Below are 15,200 nucleotides of genomic sequence, written 5' to 3' on the forward strand. Positions count from 1 at the left end.
CGGGGGCGGGCGCCCGGCGCTCGCCGTACCATGGGGCCGCGATTCCGGCGGGCCGACGGCTCGGGGCTACGGCCTACGGGCCGAGCCACCGGTGCTTCGGTGATCAGTGGCCGGCTCGGTTCGGCTCGGTTCGGCTCGGTTCGGTTCGGCGAGGGAGAAGAGGGCGGTGCTACGGGGGTTCGGCGATCTGGAGGCCGAGATCATGGACCGGCTCTGGTCCTGGCACCGGCCCGCCACGGTGCGCCAGGTGGTGGACGACCTCCAGCGCGGGCGGGCCGTCGCGTACACCACCGTCACCACGGTCGCGGACATCCTGCACACCAAGGGCTGGCTGCGCCGCGACAAGGTGGGCCGCGCCTGGGTGTACGAGCCGACCTGCACCCGCGAGGAGTACACCGCCCGGCTGATGCACCAGGCGCTGGAGACCACCCCGGACCGGGCGGGCGCGCTGCTCCACTTCGTCGACCGGATCAGCGGAGCGGAGGCCACGGCCCTGCTCTCCGCCCTCGAACGGGTGAGGTCCCGGGCAGCGGGGTGACGCCCGGCGGGCCCGCCGGCGCCTGGGTGCCGACGGGCCCGGGAGCGGAGGTCCGTGAGATTTGCCGGTACCTTGACCCGCGCGGTTGAACCCCCGCGCGGGCCATGCCGACCTACCGGTGCCGCAGGTACGCCCCCGCCGTCTCGCGCAGCCGGGAGTGCAGACCGTCGTAGGCGCGGGCCCGGCCGAGCAGGTTCTTCGGCAGCTTGGCGACCATCGTGTAGTTGGTGTCGCAGACGTTCGCCGCCGGGGCCAGCCCGGCCTGGCTGACCAGCTGGTAGGCGTCGAGCTGGTCCAGGCCGAGCAGTTCGCCCGTCCAGCCGACCAGGTCGTGCTGGCTGATCCGGAACGCGTCCTCCAGCGGACGGGCGGAGCCGGTGCTGATCAGGAAGTCGTCGTTCTCCAGCCGGGGCCAGGCCGGGCCGCCGCCCTTGACCAGGTCGACGATCACGGTGGTGCGCATCGCCGCCTCCACCGCCGTACCGCACACCTCGCCCTCGCCCTGGCGGGCGTGGCCGTCGCCGATCGCCAGCAGGCCGCCCTCGACGTTGACCCCGAAGTAGGCGGTGGTGCCGGCCCGCATCTCGGGGGTGTCCAGGTTGCCGCCGTGCGCGCCGGGGGTGATCGAGGCCAGCACCTCGCCGGCCGCCGGGGCGACGCCGACCGTGCCGTGCATCGGGTCGAGCGGCAGATCCACCGTGAACTCGCTGTTGCGGGCGCGGAATCGGCAGCTGCCCGCCTTGACGTCCAGCTCGTAGACCCAGACCCGCTCCTCCAGCGCCGGGTGCAGCATCGCGGTGTTGTGGGTCGCGGTCAGCGCGCCGAAGTGCGGGAAGGTACTGGAGATGCCGTGGTCCCGGGCCGGGGTGATCTCCACGAAGTGCACGGCGAGGACGTCCCCGGGCTCGGCGCCCGCCACCGCGATCGGGCCGGTGACCGGGTTGAGGTACGGGAAGACGCACACCTGGCTGGGCAGGTCGCCGGTGCCGCGCACCTTGCCGCCGAAGCAGTCCTCGGTGGTCAGCTCGATGACGGTGCCGGGCTGGACGGTGACCAGCGGGGCGCGGCCGCCGAAGGTGTACGCGTAGTCCTCGGGGGTCGGGGACAGCTTGACGATCTCGGGCAGGCTCACTGGTTCTCCTTGAGGGTGGTGGCGGCGTTCGGAGCGGTGTCGGTGGCCGACTCGGCCTCGGCAACGGCCAGTCGGGGCTTGCGGCCGGTGGCCACCAGCCCGATGAGCACGATCCCACCGACGAGCAGCCAGACGAAGCCGAGCCGCTGGGCCGCGATGTTCGCGTTGACCACCACGTACGCGAGGATCGCGAAGCCGAGGGCCGGGGCGATCAGGTGCCGCCAGTAGTCCTTGCTTCGCTTGCGGACCAGGTAGTGGACGACCACGGCGACGTGCAGCACCAGGAAGGTGCTCAGCGCACCGAAGTTGACCAGGGTGCCCAGCAGGGTGATGCCGTCCTCGCGCGAGGCCATGTAGAGGCCGAGCACCAGCGAGATCCCGGCGGTCAGCAGCGTCGCGTTGACCGGCACCCGGCGGGTGGGGTGGATCCGGGCCAGGAAGGCGGGCAGCTGGCGGTCGCGGGCCATCGCGTACAGCAGCCGGGAGGTGGCCGCCTGGGCGACCAGCGAGTTGGCGAAGCCCCAGGCCACGGCGGTGGAGGCGGCGGTCAGGGTGGCGAGCCAGCCGCCGGCGGCCGTCCGGGCCGCGTCGTAGAAGGCGGTGCCGTTGGCGTCGCCGTCCCGGATCAGCGCGTCCGGGTCGGCGACCAGCAGCGAGGCGACCCAGGTCTGCACGATGAACAGGGTGCCCGCGAGCAGCAGCGCGGCGACCATCGACCGGCCGATCGCCTTGGCGGAGTCCCGGTTCTCCTCCGAGAGGGTGGAGATGCCGTCGAAGCCCAGGAAGCTGAGCACCGCGATCGAGACCGCGCCGAAGGCCAGGCTCCAGGAGAAGGTGTGCGAGTTGTACAGCGGGGTGAAGTCGAAGCCCCGGCCCTTGCCGTCGGCCAGGGCGATGACGCCGACCACCACGAAGACGGCCAGCACGACCAGTTCGCCGATCAGCATCGCCTTGTTGACCTTGTTGGTGGTCTCGATGCCGAGGTAGTTGACCACGGTGTTGAGCAGCACGAAGCCGATCAGCCAGAGCCAGACCGGGATCGACGGCACCAGCGAGTTCATCGCGACGCCGGCGATCAGGTACAGCAGGCCGGGCACCAGCACGTAGTCGAGCAGGATCATCCAGCCGGACAGGAAGCCGACCGGGGCGGCGATGCCGCGGCCCGCGTAGGTGTAGACCGAGCCGGCCATCGGGAAGGCCCGGGACATCTGGGCGTACGACAGGGCGGTGAACATCATCGCCACCATGCCGAGGATGTAGGCCAGGGCGACCATGCCGCCGGAGCCCTGGAAGACGCCGCCGAAGATGCCGAACGGTGCGATCGGCACCATGAACACCAGCCCGTAGACGAGCAGGTCGGTGAAGCTGAGCGAGCGGCGCAGTTCCTGCTGGTAGCCGTAGCTCTCGATGCCCTGGGGTGCGGGTGTGTCAGCCATGGTGCTCTCTCTCCGTGACGACCCTGCGAGGTGGTTGGGGAGACTGTAGAGGCAACTATTTCCAGATGGAAGGGTTTTGTTTCGACGTTTCACCTGATGAGAAAGGGGAGGACGGTGCGCCAGTGACGAGCCTCCGGATTCGTGACGGCGGCTCGCTTCGTGACGGCGAGTCGCTTCACTGCCGCGAGTCGCTTCGCTACGGCAGGACGGCGAAGCCGAGGCCCTCGGCTCGGGCGAGGTGGATCGGCGCCCGTCCCGCGCCCGCGCGGCGCAGCAGCCGGTCGGCTGCCGCCAGCAGGCCGTCCGGGGCCAGGGCCTGGCGGGCCGCCAGGTCGGCGAGCAGGTGGAGGCCCTCGTACAGGCCCACCGCATAGGCGTCCAGGACCGGCGCCCACGGCCCGCACAGCGCCCGGTGCCGTTCGGCGAGGCTCTGCCGGCGCTCCTCGGCCAGCGTCGCGAAGGAGGGCATCGCCGCGTACAGCGTGCCGGTGTCGTCGCCGCCGAGGGCGAGCAGGCCGTTCTCCTCCAGGGCGCCGGAGAGCCGCACCAGCCGGCGGTCCAGTCCGCTGCGCCGCAGCGCCCGGTTGAAGTGCACCAGGTCGCGCCCGATCAGGCTGAGCAGCAGGGCGTCCGCGCGGGCGGCGCGCAGCTCGTCCAGCAGCGGTTCGAGCCTCCCCTGGACCGCGCCGAACGGGAGCCGCCGATCCAGCACCACCCGGGCGCCGGCCCGTCCGGCGAGCCGCTCGGCGGCCCGGTGGACGGAGCGCGGCCAGATGTAGTCGTTGCCGATCAGCGCCCATCGGGCGATTCTATGACGCTCCGTCAATTCGCGCACCGCCGAGCTGAATTGACGGGCCGGGTCGATGCCGGTGCAGAGCACGCCGGGCAGTCGGGAGCCGCCCTCGTGCGGCGGGGTGAAGACGTACGCGGTGCGGCCCGAGGCGACCGTCTCGACCGCCCGGTGCACATCGCTGGTGTGGCACCCGGCGAGCGCGTCCAGCGCCCCGGCGTCCAGCAGCCGCCGCACCTCGCCGGCCACCCGCTCCGGGGTGCCGCCGCCGTCCACCAGCACCAGGTCCAGCGGACGGCCGAGGACCCCGCCGCCCGTGTTGACCTCGTGCGCGGCCAGCAGGGCGCCGTCCAGCGCGGACGGTCCGGTGAGCCCGAGCGGGCCGGACTGCGGCACGACGAGGCCCACCCGAAACGCCGCCTCCTCCCGTACCGAGTGCAGCGCGTCGAGCGGATCGATCACTCTGACCTCGACGCTCACAGTGCGAGTATCGTCGTACCGCCGATATCGGCAAAGGCCGGGAAGGGGAGGGTCCGATGACCGCAGCTGGTGCCGCGCCGGAGGTCGAGGGCCGCAGCCCCGACACCGCCGGAGGCTCGCCCACGCCCGAGCCGCTGCTGGTCGAACTGGTGACGCTCGCCCACCGCAGGCTCTCCGGCGGCCTCGCGGCCGCGCTGGCCGAGGAGGACTGCACCGTCGACCAGTGGCGGCTGCTGCGCGCCCTCGCGGACGGCCGCGGGCACGCGATGGGCGAGCTGTCCCAGGCCCTGCTGCTCCCGCCGGCCAGCCTGAGCCGGCTGGTGGACTCGCTGGCCGACTCCGGCTGGGCCTACCGGCGCCAGGGCGACCAGGACCGCCGCCGGATCACCGCCCACCTCTCCCGTCAGGGCCGCGTCCGGCTGACTCGGCTGGACGCGCTCGCCGCCGCCCACGACGCCGCCGTCCGCCAGGCCTGCGGGCTCACCGACCCGGACCACCTGCTCCGGCGCCTCGCGGCCCTCTGACCGGCCCGGTCGGGGGCTCCTGGAACGGCGAAGGCCCGCCCCCGCCGCAGCGGGAGCGGGCCACCGTCGGGGACGACCGGGGATCAGGCCGGACGGACGGCACCCTTGTAGGGCATCGCCGAGATCGGCAGCACCTCGATGTTCTTGCCCGTGCGCGGGGCGTGGATCATCTTGCCGTCGCCGATGTACAGACCGACGTGGTGGATGTCGTCGTAGAAGAAGACCAGGTCGCCGGGCTGGAGGTTGGCACGGTCGACGTGCGGGCCGTCGTTCCACTGGTCCTGGGACATCCGGGAGAGCTTGACGCCCGCCGCGCGGTAGGCGGCACCGGTCAGGCCGGAGCAGTCGAAGCTGTTGGGGCCGGTCGCGCCCCAGCCGTACGGCTTGCCGAGCTGGGCCTGGGCGAAGGCGATGATGGTGGCGGCCCGGCCGCTGGCGGCCGGCACCGGGGCGTTCATGTCCGGGCGGTCGGTGCCGCGCGAGGCGCGGTCCTTGGCGGCCGAGGCGGCGGTGGCGGCGGCCTGCTGGGCCTCGGCCTTGGCCTTCTCCGCGTTCTGCTGGGCGTTGATCTTGGCCCGGTCCTCGGCGCTGAGCTTGTTGAGCATCGCCTGGGCCTCGGACAGCTTGCCCTGGATGTCCTTCTTCTGCTCCGCCAGCTGGGTGCCGACCGAGTCGAGCGCGGCCAGGGTCGCCGTCGCCTCGGCGCGGTCCTGGTCGAGCTTGCGCTGCTCGTCCTGGGCCTGCTTGAGCAGGTTCGCCTGGGAGTCGGAGACCTGGTTCTGCACCGCGGCGCGCTCCAGGTAGGCGGACGGGTCGGAGTCCAGCATCAGCTGGACCGACGGGTCGATGCCGTTGGTGCGGTACTGGTCGGCGGCGACCGCGCCGAGCCGGGTCCGCAGCTCGTTCATCGCCTCCTGCCCGCGGGCGACCTTCTCCTGGATCAGGTTGGCCTCGCCCTGGAGCTTCTGCTGCTTCTCCTGGAAGCCGTTGTACTTCTCGATGGCCTGCTCGGCCTGCTCGTTGAGCTGGTCGACCTGTTCCTTGACGGAGGCGAGGCTCGGGGCGGGCTCCGCGTGGGCGGTGCCCGACGCGAGGACCGCGCCACCGGCCGCCATGGCCGTGGTGAGGACCGCCATGCGGGCCCTGCTCGGGGGGCTGGGCTTGCGGCGCTTTCCCATGGAGCTCGGCTCTCCTTCGGGGGAATTCGGTGGACGGCTCGGGCGGGGCCGGGGGACGGCTCGGGCGAGTGCCGGGGGACGACGAAGGCGGGCAGGACGGCAACGGGGGGTACTGCCCCGCCCACCTTCTTCGAAGTAACTTAATAGATGAGGGCCGGGGTTCCGCAATCCCCCTGATCATGAAGCATCAGGAACATGACGGAACATCGATCGCCAACCATCCCATCGGCGTTGACCACGGACATGCCCGGACACCTTCGGACACGCGTGGACACCGTCGGACGATCCCGTCCCCACCGTCCCCCTGGTCGTGGCACCCCTATCCACCCCTGGTGTCAGCCGCCCCGCGCGGCCCTGGCACTCCCCACCTGGGAGAGTGCTCCGACCAGCCCGATCGAGGGAAAGGTCACACGGAATTACCCTCCTGCAGCCCCGCGCACGGACGCTAACCTGCGCACATGAAGGTCCCGCCCGAAGGGCTCCCCCTCGCAGCCGAGTTCCCGGCCGCGCACCGTGAGCAGTGGCAGCAGCTCGTCCAGGGCGTGCTGCGCAAGTCCGGTGCCCAGCCCGAGGACGGCCCCGCCGCCGAGCAGGCGCTCACCACCCGGCTCCAGGACGGGCTCAGCGCCCGCCCGCTCTACACCGCCGAGGACACCGCCGCGGACCCGGGCTACCCCGGCTTCCCGCCGTTCGTGCGCGGCGGCCGGCCGCAGGGCTCGGCCGTCGCCGGGTGGGACGTACGCCAGCGGCACGCGGACCCGGACCGCCGGCGCGCCAACGAGGCCGTGCTGGCCGACCTGGAGCACGGCGTCGGCTCGCTCTGGCTGGAGCTGGGCGGCGCGGGCCTGCCGGTGGACGCCCTGCCCGAGGCGCTGACCGGGGTGTACCTGGACCTGGCCGCCGTGGCACTCGACGCCGGCGCCGAATTCACCGCCGCCGCCGAGCAGTTGTTCGCCCTGTACGAGCAGCGCGAGGTCTCCCCCGGCGACGCCGCCGGCAACCTCGGCGCCGACCCGCTCGGCCTGCGGGCCCGGACCGGCTCCGCCGACGCCACCGACACCCTGCTCGCCGAGGCCACCGCGCTGGCCGTCCGCTGCGCCGCCGAATACCCGAACGTCAGGGCGCTCACCGTCGACGCGCTGCCCTACCACGAGGCCGGCGCCTCCCCCGCCCAGGAGTTGGGCTGCTCGCTGGCCACCGGCGTCGCCTACCTGCGCGCGCTGACCGCCGCCGGGCTCTCCGTGGACGCCGCGCTCGGCCAGCTGGAGTTCCGCTACGCGGCGGACGCCGACCAGTTCCTCACCATCGCCAAGTTCCGTGCCGCGCGCCGACTTTGGGCCAGGATCGCCGAGGTCTCGGGGGCCGGGGCGGAGACCTCCGCGCAGCGCCAGCACGCCGTCACCTCCCGGGTGATGATGACCGCCCGCGACCCGTGGGTGAACATGCTGCGCACCACCGTCGCCTGCCTGGCCGCCGGGGTCGGCGGCGCCGACGCCGTCACGGTGCTGCCCTTCGACAGCGCGCTCGGCCTCCCCGACGCCTTCGCCCGCCGGATCGCCCGCAACACCCAGGCGATCCTGCTGGAGGAGTCCCACCTGGCCCGGGTGATCGACCCGGCCGGCGGCTCCTGGTACGTCGAGCAGCTCAGCGAGGAGCTGGCGCAGGCCGCCTGGGCCTGGTTCCAGGAGATCGAGCGGGCCGGCGGGATGCGGGCCGCGCTGGACTCCGGCCTGGCCGAGGAGCGGATCGCCGCCACCTGGGCCGAGCGCTCCGTCCGGCTCGCCAAGCGGCGCGAACCGATCACCGGCGTCAGCGAGTTCCCGCACCTGGACGAGCAGCCGCTGGTCCGCGAGCCGGCCCCGGCCGGGCTCGGCGGCGGGCTGCCGCAGGTGCGCCGCGCCGAGGCGTACGAGGCGCTGCGCGACCGCTCGGACGCCTGGCTCACCGCCACCGGCGCCCGTCCGGTCCTCTTCCTCGCCTCGATCGGCACCGCCTCCGCGCACACCGCGCGCACCACCTTCGCCGCCAACCTGTTCCAGGCCGGCGGCATCGCGACCGTCCCGCACGAGTCCGCCGACCCGGCGGCCTTCACCGAGGCGTTCCGATCCTCCGGCGCGACCGTCGCCTGCCTCTGCTCCAGCGACGCCCTGTACGCCGAGCACGCCGCCACGGTAGCCGAGGCGCTCAAGGCGGCCGGCGCCCAGCGGGTGCTGCTGGCCGGCCGGCTCGGCGAACTCCCCGCCGGAGTAGACGAGTTCATCTTCGCGGGGGGCGACGCGGTCGCCGTCCTGACCTCCCTGCTGGACCAGATCGGAGCCGCTCGATGATCCCCGACTTCACCGGAATCGGGCTGGACGGCGCCGCCGCTGGCGTCAACGACGCCCAGTGGCAGGCCGCTTGGCGCCAGTCCACCGGCAAGGACGTCGACGAGCTGCTCTGGGACACCCCCGAGGGCATCGCCGTCAAGCCGCTGTACACCGGCGCCGACCTCGCCGGGCTCGACTTCCTGGAGACGTACCCCGGCGTCGCCCCATACCTGCGCGGGCCGTACCCCACCATGTACGTCAACCAGCCCTGGACGGTGCGCCAGTACGCCGGCTTCTCCACCGCCGAGGAGTCCAACGCCTTCTACCGCCGCAACCTCGCGGCCGGCCAGAAGGGCCTGTCGGTCGCCTTCGACCTGCCGACCCACCGCGGCTACGACAGCGACCACCCGCGCGTCACCGGCGACGTCGGCATGGCGGGCGTGGCGATCGACTCGATCTACGACATGCGCCAGCTGTTCGACGGCATCCCGCTGGACAAGATGTCGGTGTCGATGACCATGAACGGCGCCGTGCTCCCGATCCTCGCGCTGTACATCGTCGCGGCCGAGGAGCAGGGCGTACCGCCCGAGAAGCTCGCGGGGACCATCCAGAACGACATCCTCAAGGAGTTCATGGTCCGCAACACCTACATCTACCCGCCGCAGCCGTCGATGCGGATCATCTCGGACATCTTCGCGTACACCTCGCAGAAGATGCCCCGGTACAACTCGATCTCCATCTCCGGCTACCACATCCAGGAGGCCGGCGCGACGGCCGACCTGGAGCTGGCCTACACCCTGGCCGACGGGGTGGAGTACCTGCGCGCGGGCCTGGACGTGGGGCTGGACGTGGACGCCTTCGCGCCGCGGCTGTCGTTCTTCTGGGCGATCGGCATGAACTTCTTCATGGAGGTCGCCAAGCTGCGCGCGGCCCGGCTGCTGTGGGCCAAGCTGGTCAAGCAGTTCGACCCGAAGAACCCCAAGTCCCTTTCGCTGCGCACCCATTCGCAGACCTCCGGCTGGTCGCTGACCGCCCAGGACGTGTTCAACAACGTCACCCGCACCTGTGTGGAGGCGATGGCCGCGACCCAGGGCCACACCCAGTCACTGCACACCAACGCCCTGGACGAGGCGCTCGCGCTGCCCACCGACTTCTCCGCCCGCATCGCCCGCAACACCCAGCTGCTGCTCCAGCAGGAGTCGGGCACCTGCCGGGTGATCGACCCGTGGGGCGGCTCCGCGTACGTCGAGAAGCTCACCAACGACCTCGCCGCGCGGGCCTGGGAGCACATCCAGGAGGTCGAGGCGGCCGGCGGCATGGCCAAGGCCATCGACGCGGGCATCCCCAAGCTGCGCGTCGAGGAGGCCGCCGCCCGCACCCAGGCGCGGATCGACTCCGGCCGCCAGCCGGTGATCGGCGTCAACAAGTACCGGGTGGAGAGCGACGAGCAGATCGAGGTGCTCAAGGTCGACAACTCCTCGGTACGCGCCCGGCAGATCGAGAAGCTGCGCCGGCTGCGCGAGGAGCGCGACGAGACCGCCTGCCAGGACGCCCTGCACGCGCTCACCCGGGCCGCCGAGGCCGGCCCGCAGCGCGGCGGCTCTCTGGACGGCAACCTGCTGCACCTGGCCGTCAACGCGGCCCGGGCCAAGGCCACCGTCGGCGAGATCTCCGACGCCCTGGAGAAGGTGTACGGCCGCCACTCCGGCCAGATCCGTACCATCTCCGGTGTGTACCGAGACGAAGCGGGCCAGTCGGCCCCCCTCCAGCGCACCCGCGACCTGGTCGAGCGGTTCGAGCGGGCCGAAGGGCGCCGACCCCGCATCCTGGTCGCCAAGATGGGCCAGGACGGCCACGACCGCGGCCAGAAGGTGATCGCCACCGCCTTCGCCGACCTCGGCTTCACGGTGGACGTCGGCCCGCTCTTCCAGACCCCGGCCGAGGTCGCCCGCCAGGCCGTCGAGGCGGACGTCCACATCGTCGGCGTCTCCTCACTGGCCGCCGGCCACCTCACGCTGGTGCCCGCGCTGCGCGCCGAACTCGCCGCGGCGGGACGGGAGGACATCACCATCGTGGTCGGCGGGGTGATCCCCCCGCAGGACTTCGACGCCCTGTACGAGGCCGGCGCGGCGGCGGTCTTCCCGCCCGGCACGGTCATCCCGGACGCGGCGTACGACCTGTTGAAGTCCCTGGCGGCCGACCTCGGCCATTCGCTGTGATTGTCTGATCGCATGCCTCCACGGACGATCGACCTCGACAGTTATGTGACGGGCGTACTGGACGGCTCGCGCGCCTGGATCGCGCGCGCCGTCACCCTCGTCGAGTCCTCCCGCCCCGACCACCGCGCGCTCGCGCAGCAGCTGCTCCAGCGGCTGCTGCCGCACGCGGGCGGCGCCGTCCGGGTCGGCATCACGGGCGTGCCCGGCGTCGGCAAGTCCACCTTCATCGACGCCTTCGGGACGATGCTCACCGGCCAGGGCCACCGGGTCGCGGTCCTCGCCGTCGACCCGACGTCCAGCCGCACGGGCGGCTCCATCCTCGGCGACAAGACCCGGATGGAACGGCTCGCGGTCGACCCCGCCGCCTTCGTCCGGCCCTCGCCCACCTCGGGGACGCTGGGCGGGGTGGCCAAGGCCACCCGGGAGTCGATGGTGGTGATGGAGGCCGCCGGGTACGACGTGGTGCTCATCGAGACGGTGGGCGTCGGCCAGTCGGAGACGGCGGTAGCCGGCATGGTCGACACCTTCCTGCTCCTCAGCCTCGCCCGGACCGGCGACCAGTTGCAGGGCATCAAGAAGGGCGTGCTGGAGCTGGCGGACGTCATCGCCGTCAACAAGGCCGACGGGCCTCACGAGACCGACGCTCGCGCCGCCGCTCGCGAACTCGCGGGTGCGCTAAGGCTGTTGCAGGCCCCCGACGCGGCGTGGACCCCGCCGGTGCTGACCTGCAGCGGGCGCGACGGCAGCGGGCTGGACGCGCTGTGGGAGCGGTTGCAGCAGCACCGCAAGGTGCTCGACGCCACGGGCGCGCTGGCGGCGAAGCGCCGGGAGCAGCAGGTCGAATGGACGTGGGCGATGGTCCACGACCAGCTCTACGCCCGGCTGCACGAACACCCCGAAGTGCGGCGGCTCTCCGCCGATTTGGAGACTCAGGTGCGCGCCGGCACCCTCCCGGCCGGGCTCGCCGCCCAGCAGATCCTGGACGCCTTCTTCGGCTGAGCCCTCGCAACCACATCGAGCGCCGTGCCCCACCCATACGTGGGGCACGGCGCTTCGCTCGTCTCGGGGTACTCGAACCACACCACCTTGCCTTCCGTGGTCGGGTACCACCCCCAGGCACTCGCCAGCGCCTCTACCAGCAGGAGTCCTCGCCCGCTCGTGGCCCCTTCGTCGCGCTCCCGGTCCTCCAATTCCCCACCCCGATCCGCGACTTCCACCCTCACTCGTGCGCCACACCAATGGATGGTGACGACACACCGTTCCCTCGTGTGCACCAGCGCATTCGCGATGATCTCGCTCGCACACAACTCAAGCTCCCCAAGTGCGACTTCGGAGAGCGGCACCCTCCACTCCCGCAAGATCGCCACCACCAACCGCCGCGCCGCCGGAACCGCGCTGGGCCCCGGCCGCCCACCCCACTCCATCGGCACCGGGAACCGCGCATTGCTCAACGGACTGACCACGGTGGACATCCGACATCCGACCTGCCCAGACATCAGGCCACCCTCTCGGTCTCGCAAAGGGAGGCAGCCCATTCCAGGGCGCTCGTGATGTGCTCCGGCTGGATGCCTGTTCGCGGATCCGGCTGAATCAGCAGCGTCGGGTTACCGAAGGCGCTACGGTCGGCGGCCCACTGGTGATCCAGCGGGGTGAAGTCATCGTCGATCCAGACGGCCGGAGCGGTGGCCAGCCAGTCCGCGACGTGGTTCCGCTTCCAGAGGTAGCCGTCGGGGTGACTGGTCGTGATCGGCAGCTTGGGCAGCTCGATGTGGTCGAAGTCCGGCACACCCAATAGCGGGGCGACGATGCGGCGGGCGTCGGTGCGCCAACTCGTGCACCACACGGGACGGACGAGGCCGGAGTTGACGGCCTCGGTGATCAGCGCGCCGTGAGCCGGGTCGAGCCAGACCCAGAACGGCTCGGCAACGTCGTCGATGTGGACCTGGTGGCGCATGTGGGTGGTCGGCGTGCTGCCATCGGCAGCGGGGAACGGGATGAGGACGCCGTCGACGTCCAGCAACAGGAACGGGGTGGCAAGCACTGTGGCCTCCGGCTGTCAGGGCTTCCGTGCGGTGATCAGGAGAGTGGTCGGCCGTCGCGCATCGGCCGGTGCACAGAGGTGGTGCACCCCGGTGACGAGCAGACCGGAACGGTTGAGGGCACGCACCCAGGCGGCCGGGGCGGCGTCCCAGCGCTTCACCACGGCTGAGGTACCGTCGGGCAGGATCAACTGCTCGCGGGTGCGGGGGTTCACCGGAACCGCACCGGTCCGCTGCGGGTGCGGGACAGAAAACGCGAGCACGCCATGGCGGTTGAGGCTTCGGGAGCAGGCGTAGAGGAGCTTGAATGGCTCGGCCAGGCCGATCGCGCCGAAGACCGACACGACGGCGTCCAGCCGACGCCGATCATGGCTGAGGTGCGCGCTCGCGGTGGAACAGGCGAACTCTGCTCCGGTGTACCCGTAGTGGGCGGTTGCCCGGTGGATCTGGCCACGGGAGCTGTCGATCCCCACGGCCACGGCACCAAGGCTGGCCAGATAGGCGGTGTTGTGGCCAGGGCCGCAGCCGAGTTCCACGATTCGCCGCCCGGCCAGGTCATCTCCGAGGATCTCCGCGCCTGGACCGATCCCGGACCGTTGGGTCCACTCCATCCTGCCGGGCGGAGGAAGGCGCCGGGGTGGTTCTCCGGCCAGGCGCTGGGCGGCATGAGCGTCCCAGACGTCCACCGTCACGCCTCCAGCAGGCGAACGGCCGTGGCCAGGTGCCGACGCACGACCTTGACGTAGAGCGGGTCGTCCTGCGGATTGTTGATCCACTTGATGGACTGCTCCATGAACCACTCGACGGCCCACACGCGGTGCCAGCCGAGCGCCCACTGCTCGGCCGCCAGGCCACCACGTTCGACGAGCGCGTCCTTCGGGCCGCCGGTGGCGACATAGGCCTCGATCAACATCCGCAGCCGAGCGGGATCCGGGTCACCGGTGGTGCCGTGCCAGGAGGCAAGGTCGAGCAGGCCGGGGCCGGTGAACGCGCGGGCGAAGTCGAGCAGGCACCAACCGTCCTCACCGATGTGCAAGCTGGTGGGGTGGAACTCGGAGTGCACCCAGCCGAACGGGGCCAGGTGCGCACCACTCGCCCGCTTGGGGGCAACAACCGCGAGTGCTTCGAGCATGGCGGTGATGTCTGCGGTGTCCTCGCGCCAACGACCGTTCTCGTGCAGGCGACGGAGGTGGCCAAGCCCCCGCGCGGGAAGGCCGGCGAGCACGTCCTCGCCGAGGACCGGCAGGAACTCGGCGATGGGGGCCTCGTGGAGGGCGACGGCGGCCACGATGCCGTCGGTGTCGCCCGGCTCTCGGAGCGGCTGGCCCAGGTCCTCGATGATCATGCCGAACATGCCCCTGCGGGCGATGGAGCCGAGGACCTGCGGCACCGGAATGCCGAATCGGTTCGCCGCGCGAAGGATCCGGTCCTCGCGGTCGAACGGCTCGACGGCGTACTTGTAGACCGCGGTACGTCCGTTGCCGAAGCGCAGGCGCTCGACTCCGGACATGCCCCACACTCGCATCGGTTCGCGGGCGGGTACGGAGTGTCCGGTGTTGAAGCAGATGTCGGCAAGGATGGTGGTGACGAGCGTGCTGTCCAAGGGAAGTGGTTCCGTTCTGGCTGGTGGACGGGGCCGGTGAGGTCCGGGGCGGCAGCGCGCTTGCCGCCCCGGACCGATGTCGACGCGGGGGTCAGTCGACGGTCACTCGGTAGGAGTCGACCTGCTCGATCCACTCCTTCTTCATCCCGGCCAGTTCCTCGCGGAAACGGGCCATGGACGCGCCGTAGGGGGCGACGACGCCACCGGACTGGTCGGGCACGGACTGGCAGCCGTGGACCAGCCGACCGCCGAGGGCGGTGTGCGCCTTGATCCCCTCGATCCGACGGTGCTCGTTGAACCAGCCACCGTGGTAGACCTCGTCCAGCATCTGGCCGTCCTCCTCGGAGAGGTCGAAGACCACGCCGGTGGCGGAGGGGAAGAACCAGCACGGGCCGACGTTGGAGATGTGGCCGTCCAGCTCGACCTTGTTCAGCGCCATGAAGGTGGCGGCCTCGCGGAGCATCCGCAGGTGCTCGGCGGTGACGCGCGGCAGGCCGAGAGCGGCCAGGTGCTCGTCGCGGAACACGTACGAGTAGACCTGGTACGCGATGGCCAGGACCTCGCCCGGGTCACGGGTCGAGCGGCCGTGGGTCTTGATGAACTCCAGCGCCATCTGCTCGACGCTGGCCTCCTCGGTCTCGTCCACGCCCAACAGCCCGTCCACGACGGTCTGCCAGTCGATGACGAGCCAGGAGCGGGCCTCGAACCGGAAGAAATACTTCGCCGGGTCGAGGCTGATCTGCTTGCCGTCCACGGTGATGCCGGGGAGACGGTTCCAGCGCGGGTCGAACGCCTCGGGCAGCTCGACGGTGATCGTCGCGGTGTCGACGGTGGTCACCTGATTCTCCGTTCCAGGTCGCGGCACCGGGTCAGTGCCGATCGGGTTGACCTCCCCTCAGGCGTCGAAGAACCAATCGCCTGGGCGGCCACTGACCACGGTGGCCCCTCTGGGTAA

At 71.7% G+C, this 15,200-nt stretch carries 14 protein-coding genes; 5 read left to right on the plus strand and 9 right to left on the minus strand.

All coding sequences use genetic code 11. The features are described 5' to 3' along the window. Window positions 1-202: 202 nt before the first annotated feature. The gene (locus tag QWJ13_RS01130; protein WP_316521593.1) at window positions 203-538 is read left to right on the plus strand and encodes a BlaI/MecI/CopY family transcriptional regulator; all 336 of its coding nucleotides are present in this window, start codon (window positions 203-205) and stop codon (window positions 536-538) included. 112 nt (window positions 539-650) lie between these two features. Here the strand turns inward: QWJ13_RS01130 and QWJ13_RS01135 are convergent, their stop codons facing one another. From QWJ13_RS01135 to QWJ13_RS01145, 3 genes are all read right to left on the minus strand, one after another. Beyond that, a complete protein-coding gene (locus QWJ13_RS01135) occupies window positions 651-1,670 on the minus strand; it encodes an acetamidase/formamidase family protein (RefSeq protein ID WP_316519895.1) in 1,020 nt (339 codons plus the stop codon). After that, entirely contained in the window at window positions 1,667-3,106 is a 1,440-nt protein-coding gene (locus QWJ13_RS01140; protein ID WP_316519896.1) for an APC family permease, read from the minus strand. Before QWJ13_RS01140 ends, QWJ13_RS01135 begins: the two co-directional genes overlap by 4 nt. Window positions 3,107-3,302: 196 nt before the next feature. After that, window positions 3,303-4,376: a substrate-binding domain-containing protein gene (locus QWJ13_RS01145; RefSeq protein ID WP_316519897.1), complete on the minus strand. Its 1,074-nt coding sequence runs from the start codon at window positions 4,374-4,376 to the stop codon at window positions 3,303-3,305. A gap of 56 nt (window positions 4,377-4,432) precedes the next feature. Between QWJ13_RS01145 and QWJ13_RS01150 the strand changes: the two genes are divergently transcribed. After that, a complete protein-coding gene (locus QWJ13_RS01150; RefSeq protein ID WP_316519898.1) occupies window positions 4,433-4,900 on the plus strand; it encodes a MarR family winged helix-turn-helix transcriptional regulator in 468 nt (155 codons plus the stop codon). Between the two features lie 83 nt (window positions 4,901-4,983). Here QWJ13_RS01150 and QWJ13_RS01155 read toward each other — a convergent pair whose 3' ends face one another. Next, on the minus strand, window positions 4,984-6,078 hold the full coding sequence (locus QWJ13_RS01155; protein WP_316519899.1) for a C40 family peptidase: 1,095 nt from the start codon (window positions 6,076-6,078) through the stop codon (window positions 4,984-4,986). Between the two features lie 458 nt (window positions 6,079-6,536). Between QWJ13_RS01155 and mutA the strand changes: the two genes are divergently transcribed. The 3 genes from mutA to meaB are packed head-to-tail and all read left to right on the plus strand — an operon-like array spanning window position 6,537 to window position 11,602. After that, window positions 6,537-8,405: a methylmalonyl-CoA mutase small subunit gene (mutA, locus tag QWJ13_RS01160; RefSeq protein WP_316519900.1), complete on the plus strand. Its 1,869-nt coding sequence runs from the start codon at window positions 6,537-6,539 to the stop codon at window positions 8,403-8,405. Then, window positions 8,402-10,603 (plus strand): methylmalonyl-CoA mutase, encoded by a 2,202-nt coding sequence (gene scpA, locus QWJ13_RS01165; protein ID WP_316519901.1) that lies wholly within the window; start codon window positions 8,402-8,404, stop codon window positions 10,601-10,603. The genes mutA and scpA overlap by 4 nt, the downstream gene beginning before the upstream one ends. Window positions 10,604-10,615: 12 nt before the next feature. After that, on the plus strand, window positions 10,616-11,602 hold the full coding sequence (meaB, locus tag QWJ13_RS01170; protein WP_316519902.1) for a methylmalonyl Co-A mutase-associated GTPase MeaB: 987 nt from the start codon (window positions 10,616-10,618) through the stop codon (window positions 11,600-11,602). Here the strand turns inward: meaB and QWJ13_RS01175 are convergent. From QWJ13_RS01175 to QWJ13_RS01195, 5 genes are all read right to left on the minus strand, one after another. After that, on the minus strand, window positions 11,533-12,138 hold the full coding sequence (locus QWJ13_RS01175) for an ATP-binding protein (RefSeq protein ID WP_316519903.1): 606 nt from the start codon (window positions 12,136-12,138) through the stop codon (window positions 11,533-11,535). The two genes, meaB and QWJ13_RS01175, sit on opposite strands and share 70 nt — an antisense overlap. Beyond that, a complete protein-coding gene (locus QWJ13_RS01180) occupies window positions 12,099-12,644 on the minus strand; it encodes an HAD domain-containing protein (protein ID WP_316519904.1) in 546 nt (181 codons plus the stop codon). Before QWJ13_RS01180 ends, QWJ13_RS01175 begins: the two co-directional genes overlap by 40 nt. 15 nt (window positions 12,645-12,659) lie before the next feature. Further along, a complete protein-coding gene (locus QWJ13_RS01185) occupies window positions 12,660-13,334 on the minus strand; it encodes a class I SAM-dependent methyltransferase (RefSeq protein WP_316519905.1) in 675 nt (224 codons plus the stop codon). After that, on the minus strand, window positions 13,331-14,245 hold the full coding sequence (locus tag QWJ13_RS01190) for a phosphotransferase family protein (protein ID WP_432277405.1): 915 nt from the start codon (window positions 14,243-14,245) through the stop codon (window positions 13,331-13,333). The genes QWJ13_RS01185 and QWJ13_RS01190 overlap by 4 nt, the downstream gene beginning before the upstream one ends. Window positions 14,246-14,336: 91 nt before the next feature. Beyond that, window positions 14,337-15,083 carry a hypothetical protein gene (locus tag QWJ13_RS01195; protein ID WP_316519906.1) on the minus strand — a complete coding sequence of 249 codons (747 nt, stop codon included), beginning with the start codon at window positions 15,081-15,083 and terminating at the stop codon, window positions 14,337-14,339. Window positions 15,084-15,200: the final 117 nt, after the last annotated feature.

Origin of the sequence: Kitasatospora brasiliensis, assembly GCF_032654805.1 — a bacterium.
GTDB classification, from domain to species: domain Bacteria; phylum Actinomycetota; class Actinomycetes; order Streptomycetales; family Streptomycetaceae; genus Kitasatospora; species Kitasatospora brasiliensis.